Here is a 20,960-nt window from a genome sequence, read left to right on the forward strand (position 1 = left end):
GCGTTTAAACCCTCAACGCTCTCACGCGTCGCCTCAGCTGGTCGATATCGCGCGGATCTGCCTGTCGTCCGTATCGGATCCGCAGGAACAGCGTGGTGATGGCGCCGATGGCCTCTTTGGCCTCGGGCCGTTCGGAGGCGGCGCGTAAAGCGAAATCACGGGGTCCTTCGCCGGTCTGTTTGACCAGCCCGTTTTTTGCCATTTTTTTGAGGAATCGATTGTAAGCCGCCATGGCGGGATCGGCCGCCTTGGGCTTTCGGCGAGGGCGCAGCCAAAGTCCGACCAGCACGCCGCAGAGGATTAGCAGTGCAGTCAGCCAGGTGATCAATCCCCGCCAGTCTACGATACCCAAAGCTTCCCAAAAACGCTTCTGGTTTTCCGGGTTATAGCTGAGAACCCGCTGGTTCCAAGCGTGATCGACGCTGGCCCAGATGAGACGTGCCTGATCGTACCAGTCGTGAAGATCGAAAGCGGCGTCGGCCAGTGCCCGTCCGACAGGACTGAAACTGACCTCGTGATCGGCCATTTGCCGATCCAGGTCTATCCCCTGCTCGATCCGGTGCGGCGCCACGGCAGCGGTCGGATCGACGCGCGTCCAGCCTTGTTCGGATAACCACACCTCGGCCCAGGCGTGCGCATCGGCTTGGCGTACTTCCAGGAATTTTCCAACCGGGTTCCATTGCCCTCCCTGATAACCGGTTACCACCCTCGCCGGGATTCCCGCAACCCGCATCAGATAAACGAACGCCGTGGCGTAATGCTCGCAAAAGCCCTTGCGGGTCTCGAAAAGAAAGGTGTCCACCGGCTTGTCGCGTATGACCGGCGGGTTGAGCGTGTATACGAACGGCTCCTCGCGAAAATGGAGCAGCGCCTTGTTCACGATGTCTTTTGGGTCCGACGACGACTGGCGCCAGCGTTCGACCAGCCGGAGCATGCGTGCCGAAGGTCTATCCGGCAGCTGGAGACCCTGTTCCCGCTCGGCGGGGCTGAGTTCGCCGGTTCGGTAATTCGGATAGGAGCTGATCGTGTATTGCCGGCGTTCGCCGACGTTTTGCGGCGTCAGCAGCAAATATTCGGGCGTCTGAGCGAGGTTCTCGGGAAAAACTTTGGGTAGATCCAAAGCGAAAACCCAGCGTTTTTGATGCGGCTCAAGAGTGATCGTGTAACGGTAAGCCGGTCCGGAGAATGCCGGTGCCTGAACGGTGTTCCGGCCTTGTTCCGGCGGCAGGGTCCAGCGTCTTCCATCGGTATGCCAGAACACCGGGCCTCGCCAGTAGCGCTCGGCGGGCAGCGGCAAGGGACCTTCGAAATCGGCGCGAAAAGCCGGCTCCCGCGACAAGGCGAGGCGGCTGACGCTGCCGGGCTCTATGATATCGCTGAGCCCGGTCTTTGCACTGCTCGGATCGTCCGGAAGCTTCCACAAAGGCCCCGCGATACGCGGGAAGAATATGAACAGGACTACCATGATCGGCATGGCTTGCGCCACCAATGACGCCGCCATTCTGAACTGGGTTTTGAGCGACAGGACAGGACCCGCGTTCAGACCGATCAATACGGAAATCAGCAAGGCAACGGCAGCCAGCGTATAGACGGCCAGGGCGATGCTCTGGGAGAACAGGTACTGAGTCAGAGCCACGAAGAACGCGAGATAGACCACCAGGTATACGTCGCGCCGGTTCCGCATTTCCATCAGTTTCAGTCCCAGGCCGACGAGAAAGAGGCTGGATCCGGCTTCGCGTCCGTAAAAGCGATGGTAATCGACGTAAACCAAAGCTGCGCCGGACAAGGTCAGAAGAAACAACAGCAGACGGCCGGGCAGCAAGGCGGGCCGATACCCTGACGCGAATCGCCAGGCCGCCATCAAGGAAAAATAAAGAACGATTGCCCAGCCGAGATTGAGAAGATGCGGTGCGGCAACGAAGAAAACACTGAATAGAAGCAGGTTTTCCTGCGTCCGATCCGGCACGAACGACGTTGCTGCGGGCTTCTTCATAGATCGAACAGAGCCAGCGACTCGAGACACTTCCGGCAGTGCGATGCGCCGTGACCTTCGGCTATGGTCGTTCCTGGCAAGCTGAGGGCATATCGCATCCCAGCCTGCTCGGCATCCAACACCCAGCGGCAAAACCGGCTCAAGCGCGCCTCCGTATCCAATCCCTTGGTATCCGTCCAGTTCAAATGAAGGACTTCCGTTTCGTCCCCCGCGTATTGCTTGATTACCGGATCGCGTCCTTTGGCCAGACTTTTCCAGTGAATGTGCTTGAACGGATCGCCCGGTTGATAAGCCCGAAACCCGTGGAAATCATCGGAAGCATTTCGTGGTCGGGCACCGACATGATCGTCCTCGGAACGTGGGAAAGGCAATCGTTCCTGGGTGGGTCTCGGGTAGACCAGAACCTTATATTTCAGATTGATCGGCGACCAGGCGTAGAAGATTCCCAAAGGAAACGCGGTGCTGATGGTTACGGTGTCGAGCTCGAGCCAGCCCCGCTTTTCCGCTGGGACCCGAAGGATTGCCGAAACGGTACCCTCGGGAGGTATGTCCATCCGTAACGCCTCGGCGTCTTTCAGCCTCAACTCGATGCCATAGCGCGGCAAAGCCGCGGAGTTGGTCAGCCGCAACTCGAAAGATGCCTGGTCGCCGGCGAAGACGGGGCTCATTTTTCCGGCGCCGACGCTCAGTCCGGAAAGGTTGCGGTAGCTGTAGAACAACGAGGACATGGCAGCCGCCGCCAATAGGAAAGTGAGGATGAACGCCAGATTGTTGCCATAGTTGATGGCGGTGAGCCACTGAATCAACAGGAGCAGCGCAAGGGCCAAGCCGGATCGGCTGGGCAGAATGAAGATTCGCCGGTGAGACAACATGATCGGCCCATCGGTCGCTTTTTCGCCTCGGAGGAAGCGCCGAAGGTCCAGCCGTTCCCGAAGCGGGAGAGCAGTCATTTCAAACCGCCGCAACCTGTTCCAGCATCGGCGCCACGATGACGTCGGCGTTCGTAGCGCCGCTCGATACGGGGCGCAGCCTATGCCCGCAAACCGGAGCCAATACCGCCTGCACGTCCTCGGGCAAGACCGCTTCGCGTCCTTCGATGAAGGTCCAGGCGCGGGCGGCGTTCAACAGGGCGAGGCCCGCGCGCGGCGATAATCCGCATTCGTAATGACCGGATTCGCGGCTGAATCTGATCAGCGCCTGGAGATAATCCAACAGCGCATCGGAGACGTGTATGCTCCTGACCTGGTCCTGGATCGCCACTAATTCGTCCGTCTGAAGGCAGACCGGGAGTTTTTCGAGCAAAACGGAGCGGTCCTCGCCTTTGAGCAAGGCACGCTCCGACCGGCTATCCGGATAACCCAAGCTAATGCGCATCAGGAACCGGTCCAATTGAGACTCGGGCAAAGGAAACGTTCCGATCTGGCACACAGGATTTTGAGTAGCGATGACGAAAAACGGTTCCGGCAGCGAACGGGTTTCTCCCTCGACCGTGACTTGGTGTTCTTCCATCGCTTCGAGCAGCGCGCTCTGGGCTTTCGGGGTCGAGCGGTTGATCTCGTCAGCCAAGATCATTTGGTGGAAGATCGGACCGGGTTGAAAATGAAACGCATGGTTGTTCCCGTCGAAGATCGACGAGCCGACGATATCGGCTGGCAAAAGATCGCTGGTGAACTGAATGCGTTGGTATTTGAGGCCCAAAAGGTTGGCGAGAGTGTGCGCCAAGGTCGTTTTGCCGACGCCGGGCACATCCTCGATGAGTAAATGCCCCCGCGCCAGCAGGCAACAGATCGCGAGACGGATCTGGCGCGGCTTGCCGAGGATGACGGTGTTGGCGGTATGGAAGAGTCGGTTTAGGGCGTTGCGCATGGAGAACCTGAGAAGTCGTTTTCGCAACGAAGTATAGCTTTGTCGGAAGACGCGACGGCGCAGAGACCGGACGCGGGCTTCCGTATCAATTCGAAAGCATCTGAATCGGTTATATCCCAAAATTCGGTATGTTTTTGGGATATAACCTAAAACGACGCCCCGATGGGTTTCTAGGCATCTTAAGCCCGCGATTCTGACCGCCCGCCGAAATGACAGCGAAGTGTTCATCTCGCTCATACGGCATAACGGACTTGACGGAAGTCGTTGGCGCTTTCGGCTAGGGTAAATCGACTCAAGTATTTGTAGGTCGGCAATCCTTTGCCGACAAATGCGCCGTGAAAGGATTCCCGACCTACTCGCGAGTGCCCGTACGGTAGATACGAAAATGCTCTAAGCTCGAACCAGGGCTTTCCGAGCCGATGCGCAAACTCTTGATGCATTGGATGTCCGGCGCTAGTACAAGGAACTGCATGCCCGGGACTGCATCGGCACGCACGGCCGTTCTGGATAGAGGTCGAATTGCTACTGGAGATTAGCCTGAAAACGGACGGACTGAACGGCTGGGACAGTCTCCCCGAACAATCGATCTAGGCGAATTCGTATCTCCGCTCTATGGCTGAATGCTTGGAGCTCGGGGGCTGCGCGTGCATGCTGAAAAAACGCTCAAAGAAATGCTCGGAGCGGCATTGGATTCAAGAGTCCCGCTGCTCGATAAAGCGTTTTTCGAACTCGTCCTCCGGCAGAGGGGGAGAAACGTAGTAACCCTGAATTTCGTGGCAGCCATAGAATTTTAAAAGTTCCAGTTGTTCCCGAGTTTCGACGCCTTCGGCCACGACCTTTAAATTGAGGATTTGCCCCAAAGTCACGATGGTCTTGATCAGCGCCGCTTGCTCCGAAGTCGGGTCGCCGGTATAGGCATGGATGAAGGAGCGGTCGATCTTGATGGTCTGGACGGGCAATTTTTGCAGATAAGACAAGGACGAATAGCCGGTGCCGAAATCGTCCATGGCGATATGGATGCCGCGATCCCGGATACGGCTCAGCCGCTCGGACGCTTTTTCGATGTCGTGCATTACCAAGGTCTCGGTGATTTCCAATTCGACGGCCCCGGGATCGGTTCCTGTTTCGGCCAGCACCCGATCCAGCAAGTCGATGAAATCGTCCGCTAAAAGTTGTTTGGCCGAAAGGTTGATAGCGATTCGGAATTCCGGCAGTTTGTGCTGCCAAGCGCTGGTTCTTAAACAGGCTGTCCTGAGAATCCATTGACCGAGCGGAATGATCAGGGCCGTTTCTTCGGCAATGGTGATGAAGCGGCCGGGCGATACGATGCCCTGCTCGGGGTGCCGCCAGCGGATCAGCGCTTCAGCGCCGGTGATCCGGTTCGAAACGCAGTCGACCTTGGGCTGATAGTAGAGTAAGAACTCCTCCCGCTCGATCGCCTGGCGCAACTGGGTTTCCATCACCATGCGCTGGCGCGGCTCCTCTTTCATGTGGTCTTCGAAATAGCGGAATGTCCGGCGTCCCTTTGCCTTGGACACATACATGGCGGCATCGGCGTGTTTGGTCAAGGTGGTGAAATCCCGACCGTCGTCGGGGAATAAAGCTATGCCGATGCTGGCGCCCACGAAGATCTGATGGTTCTGAATGTGGATCGGCTTCCCCACCGTATCGATAAGTTTCTGGGCAACATCGGCGGGTTCCGCGGCATCGGCGACGTTCGACAGAATGATGGTGAACTCGTCTCCGCCGAACCGCGCCACGGTATCGGTTTTGCGCAGGCAGTTCCGGATACGCGACGCGACTTCCTTCAGCAGGTAATCGCCGGCCCAGTGCCCCAGCGTGTCATTGACATCCTTGAAATTGTCCAGATCGATGAAACATACGGCCAACCTGGTTCCGTTGCGTAGCGCCAGAGCGCTTTCGTGCTCGAACCGTTCCTTGAAGAGAAAGCGGTTGGGCAGGCCCGTCAGAGAATCGTAGTAGGCCAATTGTTCCAATTTTCTCTCGGCATGTTTCAAGCTGCTGATATCCAGGGCGACGGCCACGTAATGGGTGAGCCTGTCCCGCTCGTCGGCGACGGCATTGATGGTCAGCAGCATCGGGAAGCACTCGCCGCTCTTCCGCCGGTCCCAGATTTCGCCCTTCCAATAGCCTTTGCTTAAAAGGGTTTTCCACATACGGACGTAAAATGCCTGGTCTTGCAGACCCGATTTGAGCAAACGGGTGCTTTGACCCACCACCTCCGATCGCCGATAGCCGCTGATATCACAAAATGCGTCGTTCACGTCCAGAATCGTTCCCTCGAGATCGGTGATGAAAATCGCCTCGCTGGTGTTCTCGAATACTTTGGCGTTCAGCCGCAGTTGGGTTTCCCTTGCTTTGATTTCGGTGATGTTCGTCGCCGTGATGACGGCGCCTTCCAGCTTGCCCTGCTCCGAGTGCAGCAGGTTGCCCTTCAGCCAGTAAATCGGGCCCGGGCGCTGGCGGGGCGGAACGGACAGACGGTGCTCGCCGCTATAGGATTTGTGCAAACGGATGGTCTCCAGCAGTGCCGATTTCGCCGGCCAGGGCAAGGGTGGCAATTGCGCGGCGAGAAACCGTCTGTCTTCCGGGGACAGCAGTTCGTCGACAGGGGAGCCGGACCACGCTTCCTCGGAGAGCCCGAGCTGGCGTTCCGCCGCTCCGTTGACCTGACGGATGCGGCCGTCCGCATCGACGACGACCAGAACGTCATCCATGGTGTCCAGCACACGCTGGATGAAGCGGCTGAGAGCCTGCTGGCGTCCCATGGCTTCCTTGAGTTTCGCCTTCTGTTGCTCCGATTCCTTGAGCATGGCATCCATGCTTCGGGTGATGGCCAGGATGCGTTTTTCCTGTTTCAGATTCGCCAGCCTCAGTTTTTCGGTTTCTTCCCTCATTTGGCGGAGGGCTTCGGAATCCTCTTCCCCGCGACTTGGTTCGTGATCGGTGTTGCAAATCCAATAGGGTCCCTTCTCCGGCAAGGGGATGTTAAATCGGCCGTTGTCCACTTCGACCTTCAGTGCTGCCGAATTCAGTTCGATACGCTGGCCGTGCACCGGACAGATCAACTTTCCGCCGTCGAACAAGGGACAGTCCGTCAAATCGTGACCCTCATGCGGACAATGGGCGGGAATCGCCCAGAATTGGCCATCCCTGCTGAAAATGAGGATGTCCGTGAATCGGCGTTCGCCCGGAAAAAGAATGCGCCCCGTCCAACGGGGCGGACAGGCCGTTTCGACGAGAGTCACCGATTCGACGGCGATACGGCGGCTCGGCGGGTTTAGGGGTTTCACACCGACACCAGACGCTGGATGGTACGGACCGCCTTTTCGACGGCGCGTTCCGACTTGCCGGACAGACCGGGAGAGAAAGGCTTGATGGCCCTTTTCTCGACCTCGGCCCCCACGATGATGATGTCCGGTGGCGACTCGCAGACGATTTCGAGGGCCTTCAACAAGTACGGAATACCCAAGCCATGACCGATGGGGGTTTCCCAGCGTCCGACCGTATCGTCGGGTTTGAATACGCAAACAGCGCCGGCATTCCCCGTATCGGCCAATGCGTCAACCAGAATCGCCTGACGGCAATCGGTCAAGAATTCCAGTGCGTTCAGTCCGGCTATGCCCGCGTTGAACAGCTTGACGTCCCTCGGCCAAGCCAGCCGGCGGAGCTGTTGATAAACGCGGATGCCGAAGCCGTCGTCGCCGTGCAACTCGTTACCGAAACAGACGATGTGACGACCGTCCATGATCAGGGCCAGACCGTCATCCGCTTGCCCGTATCCAACAGGTGCACGGTGCAAACCAGGCAGGGATCGTGGGAGCGGATAATATGGCCGATCTCCACGGGATCGTCCGGATCGTCGACGGTAAGGCCGATCAAACTACTCTCCCAATGTCCGTGCCGGCCTTCGCTGTCCTTGGGCGATGCGTTCCAGGCGGTCGGCGTGATGACCTGGTACCGGGAAATGGCTCCGTCGGTGACTTGCACCCAGTGGCCCAGGGCACCCCGTGCCGCAGTTATCAGTCCGAATCCCTCCCCGTCCGGGATTTCGTCCGCGGCAGGCGAAGTAAAGTGGGGATCGTCCAGATGGGCGGCCAGCTCGTGCAGGATCTCCCGCATTTTCTGGAGCAGCAAAGCCGTGCGGCGCAGGCGGGCGAACTGCCGCAACCAGGTGTTTCCGCCCTCCGCCCGATACAGCGAGCCGATCAGCGGATCGCCGTCGATCAGCAATTCGGCCAGGGGACCCGTTTGTACCACCTCGTTCCGATAGCGGGGCGCCTTGCTCCAGGAATAGCGATTGGAGTGGGGTTGAAAATCCGGAATGGTCTCACCGCGGAACGGATGGCGGCCGCCTTCATACGGCTCGAACCAGGAATAGCGCACGTGCTCGGCGATTTCGGCCTGATCGAAAGGTTCGATCTTCCCCGTATCGCCATCGAGGAAGCCCGATTTGAACATCTGCCCGCCGGCCGAATCGCAGTAAGCGCCGCAGCTCAGCATATGGGAAGTTCCGAAACCGGAACGGTGCAGGCCGATGTCGCGGCTCATCCTCGTCATCAGGCCGATGGCGCTATTCGCGTGAGTGTCCGCGGCTTCGAGCCAGGCGAAGAGCTGGTCGGCGGATTCGAGCTCCAGCCAGGGACCCAGATCGGTTCCGATGACTGCCTGCTCGAACCATCGGGTCAGATTGTTGATGATGGACAGGCTGTCCAGGATGCGGCGACTGGTGGGAGGAGCCGTCACCCCGCCCGGCACCATGTAGGAGGAATGGGGCCACTGGCCTCCGAAGATGGCAACGATCCCGGGAACATGGCGCGAATGCTCCAGGGTGCCGCGATGGGCCCAGCCTTTGAAGGGCAGGAAGGCCCCCAGTGTTTTTTCGTAAAGCGGCCGGCCGGCATATTTGGGATGGCAAAAATCGGCGGTAAAGAATAGAAACGATTGCCGCAGATCGCTTTGCACCGTCTCGGCCATCAGGCATAGATTGCGGATGCGGGAAGCATTGGGGGGCACGGCAATACGACCGATTTGCTCCAGGGCCAGAACGGCCGAATAGAGATGGGCGGTGCCGCAAATGCCGCAGATTCGGGGCGTAATGACCAATGCGTCCTTAGGTTTTCGGCCTATGAGGATTTGCTCGAATCCCCGATAGAGCGAACCGATGCAGCGGGCATCTACCACTTCGCGACCTTCCAGCTCCAACTGGAATTCCAGGTCGCCTTCGACCCGATTAAGATCGATCTGGATAATTCGTCTAGCCATCAGGGATCCATTTCTTTATTCAGGACCCGTTCGGGCGCGGCCTCGTGGGCCAGGCTCTTGTACGCCATATAATTGGCGCGCTCCACCCCCAAGGGCAGGTTTATCGGAACGGCGCCGATTTTCTCGGTGCGAAACAGATCCTGGTCCAGCGGGAAGTCCGGGGACGTACAGCCGAAACAGGGTACTCCCGCGCGGGTTTTACTGCTGCGGCCGTTCCAAAGCTCGGTATTGCAAATGGCATGCGTGGTCGGTCCCTGGCAGCCCAGGTTGAAGAACAAACAGCCCTTTTCGCCGAAGGCGCTGTCCTCGACGTCGTACTCGTGATACTCGTTCCGCGTGCAGCCTTGATGCACCAGGGAATTGAAAAAATCCTTAGGGCGGTTGAGATGGTCGAGTTCCAACGGAAGTCCGGAAGCCAGCATGGCCAGCGTCTTGGTCATGGCGTTGGGATGTGCCGGACAGCCGGAGACATTGATGACCGGCGCTCCCGCTCGCGACCGCCATTCGGCAGGCAGCAAGCCGCCGGGAAGTTTCTTGTCGAACTGGATGCCTGTGCAGTCGGTCGGATTGGGGGGTGCGGCGTGGACGCCGCCGAAGGCCGCACAAGTACCCATGGCAACCAGATAACGGCATTTTTCCGCCAGCTCCCTGACCAAACTCATCTTGGAACGGCCGCGATACGGATCGTACAGGCCGGATCCATTGGGTCCGGTCATGATGCTGCCTTCGATGCACAAGATATCGAGTCTTTGCTCGTCCCTGAGAATGGCCTCGATCAGGGCGTCCAGCTTCCCTTTGGGCTCTGAGGACAAGGACGGTTGCCAGAGGATGTCGATGCCGTATTGATCCAGGAGTTCTTCCAGCGACGGACTGTCGGCGCACAGGATCGACATCGTATCGCCGCCACAGGCACCGGTTTGTAGCCAAAGTAATGTAGTCATCGGAGTTTCGATAAGGACTGGCGGAGCCGTGTTGTTCGATTTGTTAACGCTAGGTGTAGAATGTGTTGAACAATAGTGTATAGGTAAAAAGATTGCGTGGCTTTGCATCACAGAGCGTACGGGCGTGTCTTGGCTTAAACGCAATGCCAATTTTGGCGTTCGATGTAGTAAGCTATGCGCGCACTTCAGGGGAGTGCAAAACCGGTCTATCTGCCTGAAATTTCAACTCTCATGCATTTTTCCACCGAATTCGACGTCATCGTGGTCGGTGGCGGACACGCTGGTACGGAAGCGGCTTTGGCGGCTGCGCGGACTGGCTCTAAGACGCTGCTGCTTACCCAGAACATCGAAACCCTTGGCCAGATGAGCTGCAATCCCGCTATCGGGGGGATCGGCAAAGGGCATTTGGTCAAGGAGATCGATGCTCTGGGCGGCTTGATGGCGCATGCTGCGGACCGAGCCGGCATTCAGTTCCGTGTGCTCAATGCCAGCAAAGGCCCGGCGGTGCGGGCGACTCGGGCCCAAGCCGATCGCGTGCTTTATAAGAAAGCCGTGCGTCGGGTGCTGGAAACTCAGCCGAATTTGACCTTATTCCAGCAGGCCGTATCCGATCTGATCGTGGAAAATTACCGCGCAGCCGGCGTGATCACGCAGATGGGGCTCAAATTCAGGGCTCGTACGGTGGTCCTCACCGTAGGCACCTTCCTGGCCGGCCGGATTCATATCGGTCTCGAAAACTACGAAGGCGGCCGGGCGGGCGATCCGCCCTCTAACGCTTTGGCGGCGCGTTTGCGCGAACTGCCGTTTCGGGTCGGCCGGCTCAAGACCGGAACGCCTCCTCGGATCGACGGGCGAAGCATCGATTATGCGGTCATGCTGGAGCAGCCCGGCGACGAGCCGGTTCCCGTGTTCTCATTCCTCGGCCGGCGGGAGGAACATCCTCGCCAAGTGCCTTGCTACATCACCCGTACCAACGAACGGACTCACGATATCATCCGCTGCGGTCTCGACCGCTCGCCGATGTATGCGGGCGTTATCGAAGGGGTCGGGCCGCGCTATTGTCCCTCTATCGAAGACAAGGTCGTGCGTTTCGCGGAAAGGGATTCGCACCAGATTTTTGTTGAACCCGAAGGTCTCGATACTTACGAAATCTATCCGAACGGCATTTCGACCAGTCTGCCCTTCGACGTGCAGTACGAGCTTGTGAGGTCGATACGCGGTTTCGAAAACGCTCATATCACACGGCCGGGCTACGCCATCGAATACGATTTCTTCGATCCGCGCGACCTGAAGTCCTCGCTCGAAACCAAGCACCTCGAGAACCTGTTCTTCGCCGGACAGATCAACGGCACGACGGGATACGAGGAAGCCGCCGCGCAAGGCCTGATCGCGGGCGTCAACGCCGCGCGCAAGGCCAAGGATCTGGAACCCTGGTCGCCTATGCGCGACGAGGCTTACATGGGGGTTCTGATCGACGATCTGATCACTCGGGGCACGAGCGAACCCTATCGCATGTTCACCAGCCGGGCGGAATACCGGTTGCTGCTACGAGAGGACAACGCCGATCTTCGGCTGACCGGGAAAGGCCGCGAACTCGGATTGGTGGACGACGAGCGCTGGCGTGCATTCGAAGCGAAGCAGCAGGCCATTGCGGAGATACAGACCGGCCTGGCAAAAACGTATGTCAGACCGAATACTGCCGAAGCCGAAACCATAAGCCGGTTCCTGAGTGCGCCGCTGTTGCGGGAATCCACCCTACTCGAACTGCTGCGGCGACCGGAGATCCGCATCGAACACCTCCAAGCGATATCCGCTCGGTTAACTGAAGAAGAAAACGAGCAAGTTCTCGATCAAGTCGAAATTCAGGCGAAGTACCAAGGCTACATCGATCGCCAGCAGGCGGAGATCGAGCGCTCTCGCCGCTACGACCATTGGCGTTTGCCGGAAAGTCTCGATTATCAGAACGTCATCGGGTTGTCCAACGAGGTCCGGGAAAAGCTCAAACAACAACGTCCCGAAACTGTCGGGCAAGCAGCGCGGATTCCGGGCGTCACACCGGCGGCGATTTCGCTGCTGTTGGTCCATCTTAAAAAGAAGAGCGCTTGATCTTAAGTGGACGAAATCGGTAGACGTCTAGCGGACGGAATAACCGCGTTAAACATACCGTTTACGCCGGAGCAACACGAAAAGCTTTTGGCCTTTCTGCGCTTAATCCAGAAATGGAACCGGGTTTACAACTTGACGGCCATCCGCGACTTGCGGACGGGAGTGGATTTGCATCTGCTCGACAGTCTTACCATTTGGCCGTACCTCCGGGGCGAAAGGATACTGGACGTGGGAACCGGGGCCGGTTTGCCGGGTATTCCCTTGGCTGTCATGAGCGAGAGCAGGCATTTCGTTCTGTTGGACAGCAACGCGAAGAAGACCCGTTTTGTTCAGCAGGCCGTGATCGAATTGGGTCTCGCGAACGTGGAGGTCGTCACCTCGCGGGTGGAAGACTACCATCCGGACCACGGATTCGACACGATATTGGCGCGGGCTTATGCGAGCCTTGCGGAAATAATGGAGACAACGCGCAGAATGCTGGCTCCCCACGGCGTGATATTGGCTCAGAAAGGGCAGTTGCCGGAGGGCGAAATACAGACCCTTAAAGACTCGCCGGTTAAGAGTCATCGTTTAAAGATTCCGGGTCTGGACGTCGAACGTCATTTGATCGAAATAGCTATCGGCTGAGGAAACCATGGGCAAAATTATTGCGGTAGCCAACCAAAAGGGGGGCGTGGGTAAAACGACCACCAGCATTAACTTGGCTGCGTCGCTTGCGGCGATCAAGCATCGCGTTTTGCTTGTGGATCTGGATCCGCAAGGCAACACGACTATGGGATGCGGCGTTGACAAGAAAAGTCTCAAAAATTCGTCTTACGACGTATTGACGCGTCACGCCACGGTACGCGAGGCCGTCAAATCTTTGACCGAGATCGGCTTCGATCTTCTGCCGGGTAATGCCGATCTGACTGCCGCTCAGGTCGAACTGATGAAACAGGCAGGCAAAGAGCGCGCGCTTGCCGAGGCGCTCAAGAGTTGCCGCGACGATTACCAGTTCATCCTCGTCGACTGCCCACCGTCGCTTAACGTGCTGACGCTCAACGCCTTGGTCGCTGCGGACAGCGTGTTGATTCCCATGCAGTGCGAATATTACGCCTTGGAAGGACTTTCGGATTTAATGGATACGCTGGGGAATATCCGCGACTCGGTCAATCCGGAACTTCGTATCGAGGGTTTGCTTCGCACGATGTACGATCCACGCAGCCGGCTCGCCAATGACGTTTCCGCGCAATTGATCGCCCATTTCAGCGATAAGGTCTTCCGCACCATCATCCCGCGCAACATTCGGCTTGCCGAGGCGCCGAGCCACGGTTTGCCAGCGATAAAGTACGATAAGTCTTCTCGAGGAGCCGTCGCTTATCTGGCCTTGGCGGGCGAAATCGTGCGACGCAATCAAAAATCGCGAAAAATTCCTTCAATTCTTCAATAAATTCAAGTCATGACGGCAAAAAGACGAGGACTCGGCCGCGGCCTCGATGTCCTGTTGGGCGGCGCGAAACTCGAAAACGAGACCGAGAAGCTCAGAACGCTTTCCATAGATCAACTCAGGCCGAGCCGTTTCCAGCCGCGCAAGGATATCGACCCGGCGCGACTTCAAGAATTGGCCGATTCGATCAGTGCGCAGGGCGTGGTCCAGCCCGTGGTGGTCAGACCTATGGGCGACAGCCAGTACGAAATCATCGCCGGCGAGAGACGGTGGCGGGCGGCCCAACTGGCAGGATTGCACGATTTGCCGGTGGTCGTGCGCGAGGTTACGGATCAGGCCGCCTTAGCGATCGCCCTTATCGAAAATATCCAGCGAGAAGACTTGAATCCTCTCGAGGAGGCGGAAGCCCTGAAGCGCCTGCTCGAAGAGTTCGAGATGACCCACCAGCAGGTCGCGGATGCCGTCGGCAAATCCCGGGCTACCGTCAGCAACTTGCTGCGCTTGAACGAACTTCATCCGGATGCTAAGCATCTTCTGCTTACCGGTGCCATAGAAATGGGACACGCTCGGGCGATACTCGCGCTGGAATTTCAGCTTCAGGCTGAAATTGCCCGTAAAGTCGCTTCGGCAAAGTTGAGCGTTCGTGCTACGGAGTTGCTTATCCAAAAGCTCCGGGATGGGCAAAAGGCGCGAAAACCGGAGATGAAGGATCCCGACATTCGCCGCCTCGAAGAGCGAATCGCCACGCGAATCGGCGCTCCCGTGCTGATCAAACACGGAAAAAAAGGCGCCGGACAACTCGTCATCCATTACGACAGCCTGGATCAACTGGAAGGTGTGCTCGATCGCTTGAAATAAACATGCAACATTGATCTTCCGCATTTTGGTTGTTATCATTCCGAAGCATTTGTTTGGGGGCCCTCAATGGGTGCGAAAAAGTTGTTTTTCGCCGTCAAGCGGGTTCTGTTGATGCAGCTTCTTGCGATTGCACTGATCGGCGGTTTCACGTTGGCCTTCTTCGGTTGGCTGGCAGCTAGGTCAGCGTTGCTCGGCGGGTTGATAGCCTTTTTGCCGAACGTCTATTTCGCCGCAAAATTCGGATTTTCCGATAAAACAAGAACGGCAAAAGACATCGTGAGATCGTTTTATATCGGCGAAAGCATAAAAATAATCATAACCGCCGGTTTATTTATTTTAATTTTCCAACTGCCTAACATTTTATTCCTGCCATTATTTGCCGGTTTCGTATCGGTATTGATGGTATTTTGGTGTGCGCTTTTGATGCGCGATATCGAACGCTAACGAGAGAGAATATGGCGACAGAAGAACACGGCTCTGGCGGGGCAACTGGATATATCGTTCACCACTTGACCCCCTTATCGACCGGCGAAGGATTCTGGACATTTCATCTGGATACCCTGTTTTTCTCTGTTTTCTTAGGCGGCTTATTCGTCATCATTTTCCGCAAGGCGGCTGAAAAGGCGACTTCCGGCGTACCCGGCCCCCTGCAAAATTTTGTGGAGATGATCGTCGAATTCGTTGACGCTCAGGTCAAGGATAGTTTTCATGGGCGTAGCGCGTTAATCGCACCCTTGGCGTTGAGCATCTTCGTCTGGGTATTCTTGATGAACTCGATGGACCTTATTCCGGTCGACCTGTTGCCCGATATCGGCAAGGCCATCGGGCTCGACTATCTTCGCGTGGTTCCCAGTACGGATTTGAACGCGACCTTTGCGATGTCGATTTCGGTGTTCTTCCTGATTCTGTTCTACAGCTTCAAAGTGAAGGGGCCGATTGGTTTTGGGAAAGAAATGATTCTGACCCCTTTTCACAGTGTATGGATGATCCCGTTCAACCTGATTCTGAAGCTTGTCGAGGAATTGGCGAAACCGGTATCTCTCGGCCTTCGTCTTTTCGGAAACATGTATGCCGGCGAGCTGATTTTCATATTGATCGCGCTGCTGCCTTGGTACGTGCAGCCCTTGCTGAGTTTCCCCTGGGCGGTCTTTCATATTCTGATCATCACTTTGCAAGCTTTCATCTTCATGGTTCTGACCATCGTATATCTGAGTCTAGCCCACGAAGATCATTAATCTCTTTCAATCAACCTTAACGTTCGATAATTCGGAGGAACAATGGAAATCGCATCTGTATCTGGCATGACCGCAATCGCCGTGGGCATCATCCTGGGCCTGGGCGCCATGGGAACCGCTATCGGTTTCGGCCTGTTGGGCGGCAAATTCCTGGAAGGCGCCGCGCGTCAGCCGGAGATGGTTCCGATGCTGCAGGTCAAAATGTTCATCGTCGCCGGTCTGCTCGACGCCGTAACCATGATCGGCGTGGGTCTCGCTCTGTTCTTCACTTTCGCCAATCCGTTCCTGTCCGCACTCAAGGGCTAAAAAAGCCGCGATTGCGACGCTTTAATGGCAAACAACCAAAGAGGAAAGCGCTGTGAGTATTAACGCCACTCTGATCGGCCAAATGATCACATTTGCGCTTCTGGTGTGGTTCACCATGAAGTACGTGTGGCCGCCTTTGATGCAAGCGCTCGAGGAGCGCAAAAAGAAGATTGCCGACGGTCTCGCTTCGGCTGAAAAAGGCAAGCATGAGATGGAGTTGGCCGAGAAGCGCGCGACCGCTTTGTTGCGGGAAGCTAAGGATCAGGCCGCAGACATCGTAAATCTAGCGCAAAAGCGCGCCAGCGAGGTGGTCGAGGAATCCAAGCAATCGGCGAAGGATGAAGGCGAGCGGATCGTTGCTGCGGCGAAAGCCGAGATCGAGCGCGAATTGCAGCAGGCGAAAGAAGGTTTGCGTCAACAGGTAGCGGTGCTGGCCATTTCTGCGGCCGAGCAAATCCTGCAGAAAGAAGTGGATCAAAAGAAGCATCGGGAAATTATCGACAACCTCGGTAAGCAGTTGGGTCAAGCATAATGAGCGAGTTAACGACGTTGGCGAGGCCTTATGCCGTTGCGGTTTACAAGAGGGCCAAAGAAACGGGAACGGCTGATAAGTGGAGCGACGCGCTCGCTTTCGTCACTCTGCTCATGCAAGACGAGCAGTTAGCTAAAGCCGCGGCCAATCCCAAGGCTAACCGCGAGCAGTTTTCGGAGGCTTTTCTCGGTCTCTGCAAAGATCACCTGGACACTGAGGCACAAAATTTTGTCCGGCTGCTGATCCGGAATCGCCGGCTTGACCTGGTTAAATATATCGCCGAGCTATTTAACCAATATAAGGCCGAGGATGAAGGATACATCGAGGTAGACGTCAGCACGGCTTTTCCGTTGAAAGACGCTGAACAAACGCGGTTGTCTTCCGTGCTGGAGCGTGTTCTGGAGAAAAAAGCACGTTTGCGCGTCGATGTCGATCCAACTTTGATCGGCGGCGTTTACATCAAGGCGGGTGACCGGGTGATAGACGCATCCATCCGCGGCCAGGTTGAAAGATTAGCAAAGAGACTCTGGACTTAGAGCGAGAAGAATCATGCAGCTGAACCCATCTGAAATCAGTGAACTCATTAAGAAGCGAATCGAGCAGTTCGATATAGGTGCCGAGGCCCGCACCGAGGGCACGATCGTTAGCGTGACCGACGGCATCGTCCGCATCCACGGCTTGACCGAAGTGATGCAGGGCGAAATGATCGAATTCAAGGAAAATACCTTTGGTATGGCCCTGAACTTGGAGCGCGACTCGGTTGGTGCGGTAGTGCTCGGTGCCTATGAGCATCTGGCTGAAGGCGATACCGCGAAATGCACTGGGCGCATTCTTGATGTTCCGGTCGGCGAGGCATTGCTCGGGCGTGTTGTGGACGCTCTGGGCCGGCCCATAGACGGCAAAGGTCCCATTGAGACCAAGGAACGTTCACCCATCGAAAAAATTGCTCCCGGCGTTATTGCTAGACAGTCGGTCAGCCAGCCGCTACAAACCGGCCTGAAGGCGATTGACTCAATGATTCCGATCGGCCGAGGCCAGCGCGAGCTGATCATCGGCGACCGCCAGACCGGGAAATCGGCCATCGCCGTCGATACCATCATCAATCAGAAAGGCACGGGCGTTAAATGTATTTACGTCGCCATCGGCCAGAAGCAGTCCTCGATAGCCAACGTGGTCCGGAAACTCGAGGAACACGGCGCGATGGCTCACACCATCATCGTAGCCGCTTCCGCTTCCGAATCCGCGGCGCTGCAGTTCATCGCACCCTATGCCGGATGCGCCATGGGCGAGTTCTTCCGGGATCGCGGCGAGGATGCATTGATCATCTATGACGATTTGACCAAGCAGGCTTGGGCATACCGCCAAATTTCACTGCTGCTCCGCCGCCCGCCGGGTCGCGAAGCTTATCCGGGCGACGTTTTCTATCTGCACTCGCGTCTTTTGGAGCGTGCCTCCCGAATCAACGCGGCCGAAGTCGAAAAATTGACCGGCGGCAAGGTCAAGGGCAAAACCGGCTCACTGACCGCGTTGCCGATCATCGAGACACAGGCGGGAGACGTATCGGCTTTCGTTCCGACGAACGTGATTTCGATCACCGACGGTCAGATTTACCTTGAGACCAATTTGTTCAACGCGGGCGTCCGTCCGGCCGTGAACGCCGGTCTTTCCGTATCCCGTGTGGGTGGTGCCGCTCAGACCAAGATCATCAGGAAATTGGGTGGCGGTATTCGTCTCGATTTGGCCCAGTTCCGTGAGTTGGCAGCATTCGCGCAGTTCGCCTCGGATCTGGACGAGGCTACGCGGAAGCAGATCGAGCGCGGCCAGCGCGTTACCGAAATCATGAAGCAAAGCCAATACTCCCCGCTTAGCGTGGCGCAAATGGCCGTATCTCTGTTCGCCGCCAACGAAGGCTTTTTGGACGATCTCCAAGTCAATCAGGTGAAGGATTTCGAAGACGGTCTGCAAAATTACATGAAGTCGGAACATGCCGATCTCATGGAAAAGATCAATGCGACCGGCGACTACAATGACGAGATTCAATCGGCATTGCACGCTGCGGTTACGAAGTACAAAGAAACCCACACTTGGTAGGGATTGATCGATGGCCGTCGGAAAAGAAATCCGTCTGAAGATCACGAGTATCAAAAATACTCAGAAGATCACGCGGGCCATGGAAATGGTGGCAGCCAGCAAGATGCGCAGAACCCAGGAACGAATGCAGGCTACGCGGCCGTATTCCCGGAAGATCGCGCAGATCATCAAGCATCTGGCTCACGCGAACCCGGAATACAAACACCCATTCACGATCGAGAGACCGGTAAACCGGGTCGGGGTCATTCTGATTTCGTCCGATCGGGGACTGTGCGGAGGGCTCAACGCCAATTTATTCAGATTGGCTCTGCGCAGAATGCGCGGATGGAACGCGGAAGACAAGGCCGTCACCCTAAGCACGATTGGCCAAAAGGGTACCGCGTTCTTCAGTTCGATCGGTGCAAACGTGGTTTCTCAGGCGACCAAGCTCGGCGACCGTCCCCATCTGCAGGATATCATCGGCGTCATAAAGACCATGGTCGACGAATATTCCGAGGGCAAGATCGACGAGTTGTACGTTCTTTACAACGAGTTTCTCAATACGATGACTCAGAAGCCGCGGCTCGTCCAGCTGCTTCCCATCCGACCGGAGGACATCGGTGAAGAACAGAAAGGCCAGTGGGATTACATTTACGAGCCTGACGCGAAGGAAGTGCTCGATCAGCTGTTGATCCGGTACGTGGAGTCGATCGTTTTCCAAGGTCTGGTGGAGAACAACGCCTGCGAGCAGGCGGCGCGAATGGTCGCAATGAAAAGCGCATCCGACAACGCCGGAAAACTCATCAAAGAGTTGCAGCTGATCTACAACAAAGCGAGGCAGGCGGCCATTACCCAGGAGATCGCGGAAATCGTCGGCGGCGCGGCTGCGGTCTAAGCGAATCGTTACAGAATAAACGCAAGAGTTTTTACGAGGACAGTCATGAGTTCGGGCAAAATCGTACAGATTATCGGCGCCGTGGTCGACGTGGAGTTCCCACGGGAGACCCTTCCCAAAGTTTACGACGCACTAAAGGTGGATGATAAAGACCTGGTGCTCGAAGTTCAGCAGCAGCTCGGTGACGGTATTGTCAGAACGATCGCCATGGGCAGCACCGACGGTTTGATGCGCGGGTTGAAGGTAACGAATACGGGAGCTCCGATTTCCGTACCCGTCGGTAAGGAAACCTTGGGTCGAATCATGAACGTCTTGGGCGATCCGATCGACGAGAAGGGCGCGATCGGCGAGAAGGAGCGCTGGGCTATTCATCGGAAAGCCCCGAGCTTCCAAGATCAAGCGGCGGCCAATGAGCTGCTGGAAACCGGCATCAAGGTTATCGACTTGGTCTGCCCCTTCGCCAAGGGCGGTAAAGTCGGCCTGTTCGGCGGCGCCGGGGTCGGCAAGACCGTAAACATGATGGAGCTGATCCGCAACATCGCGATCGAACACAGCGGCTATTCGGTGTTTGCAGGCGTCGGCGAACGGACGCGCGAGGGGAACGACTTTTATCACGAAATGAGCGAAAGCAACGTTCTCGATAAAGTGTCGCTGGTATACGGCCAGATGAACGAGCCGCCGGGCAACCGTCTGCGCGTGGCGCTGACCGGCTTGACCATGGCAGAGTATTTCCGAGACGAAGGCCGCGACGTGCTGCTGTTCATCGACAACATTTACCGCTACACGCTGGCGGGTACCGAAGTATCCGCGTTGCTTGGCCGTATGCCTTCCGCGGTTGGATACCAGCCCAACCTGGCGGAAGAAATGGGTGTGCTCCAGGAACGGATTACTTCGACGAAGGTGGGGTCCATCACCTCGATTCAGGCCGTGTACGTCCCCGCCGACGACTTGACCGACCCGTCTCCGGCAACCACCTTCGCCCACTTGGACGCGACCGTGGTTTTGTCCCGTCAGATCGCCGAGCTGGGTATCTACCCGGCGGTAGATCCTCTCGATTCGACTAGTCGCCAATTGGATCCGCTCGTCGTCGGCCAGGAGCATTATCAGGTTGCCCGCAAAGTGCAGAGCACCCTGCAGCGCTACAAAGAGCTTCGCGATATCATCGCGATCCTCGGCATGGACGAACTTTCGGAAGAAGACAAGCTGACCGTTTCCCGTGCGCGGAAAGTGCAGCGGTTCTTGTCGCAGCCGTTCTTCGTCGCCGAAGTATTCACCGGCTCGCCGGGCAAATACGTATCCCTGAAGGATACGATCTCAGGATTCAAAGGGATCGTCGAAGGGGAATACGACGATATTCCCGAGCAGGCGTTCTACATGGTCGGCAGCATCGACGAAGCCCTGGAGAAAGCCAACCGGGGCGCCGCATAATTCAAAGAGAAAAAGCAC

Annotated in this window: 19 protein-coding genes; 12 read left to right on the forward strand and 7 right to left on the reverse strand. The window is 56.9% G+C overall.

Annotation, left to right across the window (positions count from 1 at the left end):
• Window positions 1-4: 4 nt before the first annotated feature.
• The 7 genes from ACR2TX_RS06095 to ACR2TX_RS06125 form a co-directional block, all read right to left on the reverse strand.
• Window positions 5-1,993, reverse strand: a complete 1,989-nt coding sequence (locus ACR2TX_RS06095) for a transglutaminase TgpA family protein (RefSeq protein WP_077728299.1) — start codon at window positions 1,991-1,993, stop codon at window positions 5-7.
• The gene (locus ACR2TX_RS06100; protein ID WP_434131553.1) at window positions 1,990-2,943 is read right to left on the reverse strand and encodes a DUF58 domain-containing protein; all 954 of its coding nucleotides are present in this window, start codon (window positions 2,941-2,943) and stop codon (window positions 1,990-1,992) included. The genes ACR2TX_RS06095 and ACR2TX_RS06100 overlap by 4 nt, the downstream gene beginning before the upstream one ends.
• Window position 2,944: 1 nt before the next feature.
• The gene (locus tag ACR2TX_RS06105; protein WP_133716335.1) at window positions 2,945-3,859 is read right to left on the reverse strand and encodes an AAA family ATPase; all 915 of its coding nucleotides are present in this window, start codon (window positions 3,857-3,859) and stop codon (window positions 2,945-2,947) included.
• Between the two features lie 692 nt (window positions 3,860-4,551).
• Window positions 4,552-7,173, reverse strand: coding sequence for an EAL domain-containing protein (locus ACR2TX_RS06110; protein WP_434131554.1), 2,622 nt, complete (start codon window positions 7,171-7,173; stop codon window positions 4,552-4,554).
• Window positions 7,170-7,628 carry a hydrogenase maturation protease gene (locus ACR2TX_RS06115; protein WP_077728303.1) on the reverse strand — a complete coding sequence of 153 codons (459 nt, stop codon included), beginning with the start codon at window positions 7,626-7,628 and terminating at the stop codon, window positions 7,170-7,172. Before ACR2TX_RS06115 ends, ACR2TX_RS06110 begins: the two co-directional genes overlap by 4 nt.
• Before the next feature lie 2 nt (window positions 7,629-7,630).
• Window positions 7,631-9,145, reverse strand: a complete 1,515-nt coding sequence (locus ACR2TX_RS06120) for a nickel-dependent hydrogenase large subunit (RefSeq protein ID WP_077728304.1) — start codon at window positions 9,143-9,145, stop codon at window positions 7,631-7,633.
• The gene (locus ACR2TX_RS06125; RefSeq protein WP_077728305.1) at window positions 9,145-10,086 is read right to left on the reverse strand and encodes an NADH:ubiquinone oxidoreductase; all 942 of its coding nucleotides are present in this window, start codon (window positions 10,084-10,086) and stop codon (window positions 9,145-9,147) included. The genes ACR2TX_RS06120 and ACR2TX_RS06125 overlap by 1 nt, the downstream gene beginning before the upstream one ends.
• A 231-nt stretch (window positions 10,087-10,317) precedes the next feature.
• On the opposite strand from ACR2TX_RS06125, the gene mnmG reads away from it, so the two are divergent.
• The 12 genes from mnmG (at window position 10,318) to atpD (ending at window position 20,942) form a co-directional block, all read left to right on the forward strand.
• The gene (gene mnmG, locus ACR2TX_RS06130) at window positions 10,318-12,192 is read left to right on the forward strand and encodes a tRNA uridine-5-carboxymethylaminomethyl(34) synthesis enzyme MnmG (protein WP_077728306.1); all 1,875 of its coding nucleotides are present in this window, start codon (window positions 10,318-10,320) and stop codon (window positions 12,190-12,192) included.
• Window positions 12,193-12,198: 6 nt separating this feature from the next.
• Window positions 12,199-12,819: a 16S rRNA (guanine(527)-N(7))-methyltransferase RsmG gene (gene rsmG, locus ACR2TX_RS06135; RefSeq protein ID WP_086133829.1), complete on the forward strand. Its 621-nt coding sequence runs from the start codon at window positions 12,199-12,201 to the stop codon at window positions 12,817-12,819.
• Window positions 12,820-12,826: 7 nt separating this feature from the next.
• Complete coding sequence (locus tag ACR2TX_RS06140) at window positions 12,827-13,621, forward strand: ParA family protein (protein ID WP_086133830.1); 795 nt, start codon at window positions 12,827-12,829, stop codon at window positions 13,619-13,621.
• Window positions 13,622-13,630: 9 nt separating this feature from the next.
• On the forward strand, window positions 13,631-14,476 hold the full coding sequence (locus ACR2TX_RS06145) for a ParB/RepB/Spo0J family partition protein (protein ID WP_347257439.1): 846 nt from the start codon (window positions 13,631-13,633) through the stop codon (window positions 14,474-14,476).
• A 66-nt stretch (window positions 14,477-14,542) separates the two neighbouring features.
• The gene (locus ACR2TX_RS06150; RefSeq protein ID WP_077728310.1) at window positions 14,543-14,920 is read left to right on the forward strand and encodes an ATP synthase subunit I; all 378 of its coding nucleotides are present in this window, start codon (window positions 14,543-14,545) and stop codon (window positions 14,918-14,920) included.
• Window positions 14,921-14,931: 11 nt separating this feature from the next.
• Window positions 14,932-15,711: a F0F1 ATP synthase subunit A gene (gene atpB, locus ACR2TX_RS06155; RefSeq protein ID WP_077728311.1), complete on the forward strand. Its 780-nt coding sequence runs from the start codon at window positions 14,932-14,934 to the stop codon at window positions 15,709-15,711.
• Window positions 15,712-15,753: 42 nt separating this feature from the next.
• Window positions 15,754-16,017 (forward strand): F0F1 ATP synthase subunit C, encoded by a 264-nt coding sequence (gene atpE, locus ACR2TX_RS06160; protein WP_026611179.1) that lies wholly within the window; start codon window positions 15,754-15,756, stop codon window positions 16,015-16,017.
• Window positions 16,018-16,069: 52 nt separating this feature from the next.
• Complete coding sequence (locus ACR2TX_RS06165) at window positions 16,070-16,549, forward strand: F0F1 ATP synthase subunit B (protein ID WP_086133831.1); 480 nt, start codon at window positions 16,070-16,072, stop codon at window positions 16,547-16,549.
• Window positions 16,549-17,085 (forward strand): F0F1 ATP synthase subunit delta, encoded by a 537-nt coding sequence (locus tag ACR2TX_RS06170; protein ID WP_077728313.1) that lies wholly within the window; start codon window positions 16,549-16,551, stop codon window positions 17,083-17,085. The genes ACR2TX_RS06165 and ACR2TX_RS06170 overlap by 1 nt, the downstream gene beginning before the upstream one ends.
• A gap of 13 nt (window positions 17,086-17,098) precedes the next feature.
• Window positions 17,099-18,640 (forward strand): F0F1 ATP synthase subunit alpha, encoded by a 1,542-nt coding sequence (atpA, locus tag ACR2TX_RS06175; RefSeq protein WP_077728314.1) that lies wholly within the window; start codon window positions 17,099-17,101, stop codon window positions 18,638-18,640.
• A 10-nt stretch (window positions 18,641-18,650) separates the two neighbouring features.
• A complete protein-coding gene (gene atpG, locus ACR2TX_RS06180) occupies window positions 18,651-19,514 on the forward strand; it encodes a F0F1 ATP synthase subunit gamma (RefSeq protein WP_077728315.1) in 864 nt (287 codons plus the stop codon).
• A gap of 45 nt (window positions 19,515-19,559) precedes the next feature.
• Window positions 19,560-20,942, forward strand: coding sequence for a F0F1 ATP synthase subunit beta (gene atpD, locus ACR2TX_RS06185; protein WP_077728316.1), 1,383 nt, complete (start codon window positions 19,560-19,562; stop codon window positions 20,940-20,942).
• Window positions 20,943-20,960 lie beyond the last annotated feature (18 nt).

It is taken from the genome of Methylocaldum sp. GT1BB (genome assembly GCF_051027545.1).
In the GTDB taxonomy this organism is placed as follows: Bacteria; Pseudomonadota; Gammaproteobacteria; order Methylococcales; family Methylococcaceae; genus Methylocaldum.

Excerpts from the sequence above, each read along its gene's own strand:
- ACR2TX_RS06095 (WP_077728299.1), bottom strand. The coding sequence starts at position 1,993 with ATGAAGAAGCCCGCAGCAACGTCGTTCGTGCCGGATCGGACGCAGGAA.
- ACR2TX_RS06100 (WP_434131553.1), bottom strand. The coding sequence starts at position 2,943 with ATGACTGCTCTCCCGCTTCGGGAACGGCTGGACCTTCGGCGCTTCCTC.
- ACR2TX_RS06105 (WP_133716335.1), bottom strand. The coding sequence starts at position 3,859 with ATGCGCAACGCCCTAAACCGACTCTTCCATACCGCCAACACCGTCATC.
- ACR2TX_RS06115 (WP_077728303.1), bottom strand. The coding sequence starts at position 7,628 with ATGGACGGTCGTCACATCGTCTGTTTCGGTAACGAGTTGCACGGCGAC.
- ACR2TX_RS06120 (WP_077728304.1), bottom strand. The coding sequence starts at position 9,145 with ATGGCTAGACGAATTATCCAGATCGATCTTAATCGGGTCGAAGGCGAC.
- ACR2TX_RS06125 (WP_077728305.1), bottom strand. The coding sequence starts at position 10,086 with ATGACTACATTACTTTGGCTACAAACCGGTGCCTGTGGCGGCGATACG.
- mnmG (WP_077728306.1), top strand. The coding sequence starts at position 10,318 with ATGCATTTTTCCACCGAATTCGACGTCATCGTGGTCGGTGGCGGACAC.
- ACR2TX_RS06140 (WP_086133830.1), top strand. The coding sequence starts at position 12,827 with ATGGGCAAAATTATTGCGGTAGCCAACCAAAAGGGGGGCGTGGGTAAA.
- ACR2TX_RS06145 (WP_347257439.1), top strand. The coding sequence starts at position 13,631 with ATGACGGCAAAAAGACGAGGACTCGGCCGCGGCCTCGATGTCCTGTTG.
- ACR2TX_RS06150 (WP_077728310.1), top strand. The coding sequence starts at position 14,543 with ATGGGTGCGAAAAAGTTGTTTTTCGCCGTCAAGCGGGTTCTGTTGATG.
- atpB (WP_077728311.1), top strand. The coding sequence starts at position 14,932 with ATGGCGACAGAAGAACACGGCTCTGGCGGGGCAACTGGATATATCGTT.
- atpE (WP_026611179.1), top strand. The coding sequence starts at position 15,754 with ATGGAAATCGCATCTGTATCTGGCATGACCGCAATCGCCGTGGGCATC.
- ACR2TX_RS06170 (WP_077728313.1), top strand. The coding sequence starts at position 16,549 with ATGAGCGAGTTAACGACGTTGGCGAGGCCTTATGCCGTTGCGGTTTAC.
- atpA (WP_077728314.1), top strand. The coding sequence starts at position 17,099 with ATGCAGCTGAACCCATCTGAAATCAGTGAACTCATTAAGAAGCGAATC.
- atpG (WP_077728315.1), top strand. The coding sequence starts at position 18,651 with ATGGCCGTCGGAAAAGAAATCCGTCTGAAGATCACGAGTATCAAAAAT.
- atpD (WP_077728316.1), top strand. The coding sequence starts at position 19,560 with ATGAGTTCGGGCAAAATCGTACAGATTATCGGCGCCGTGGTCGACGTG.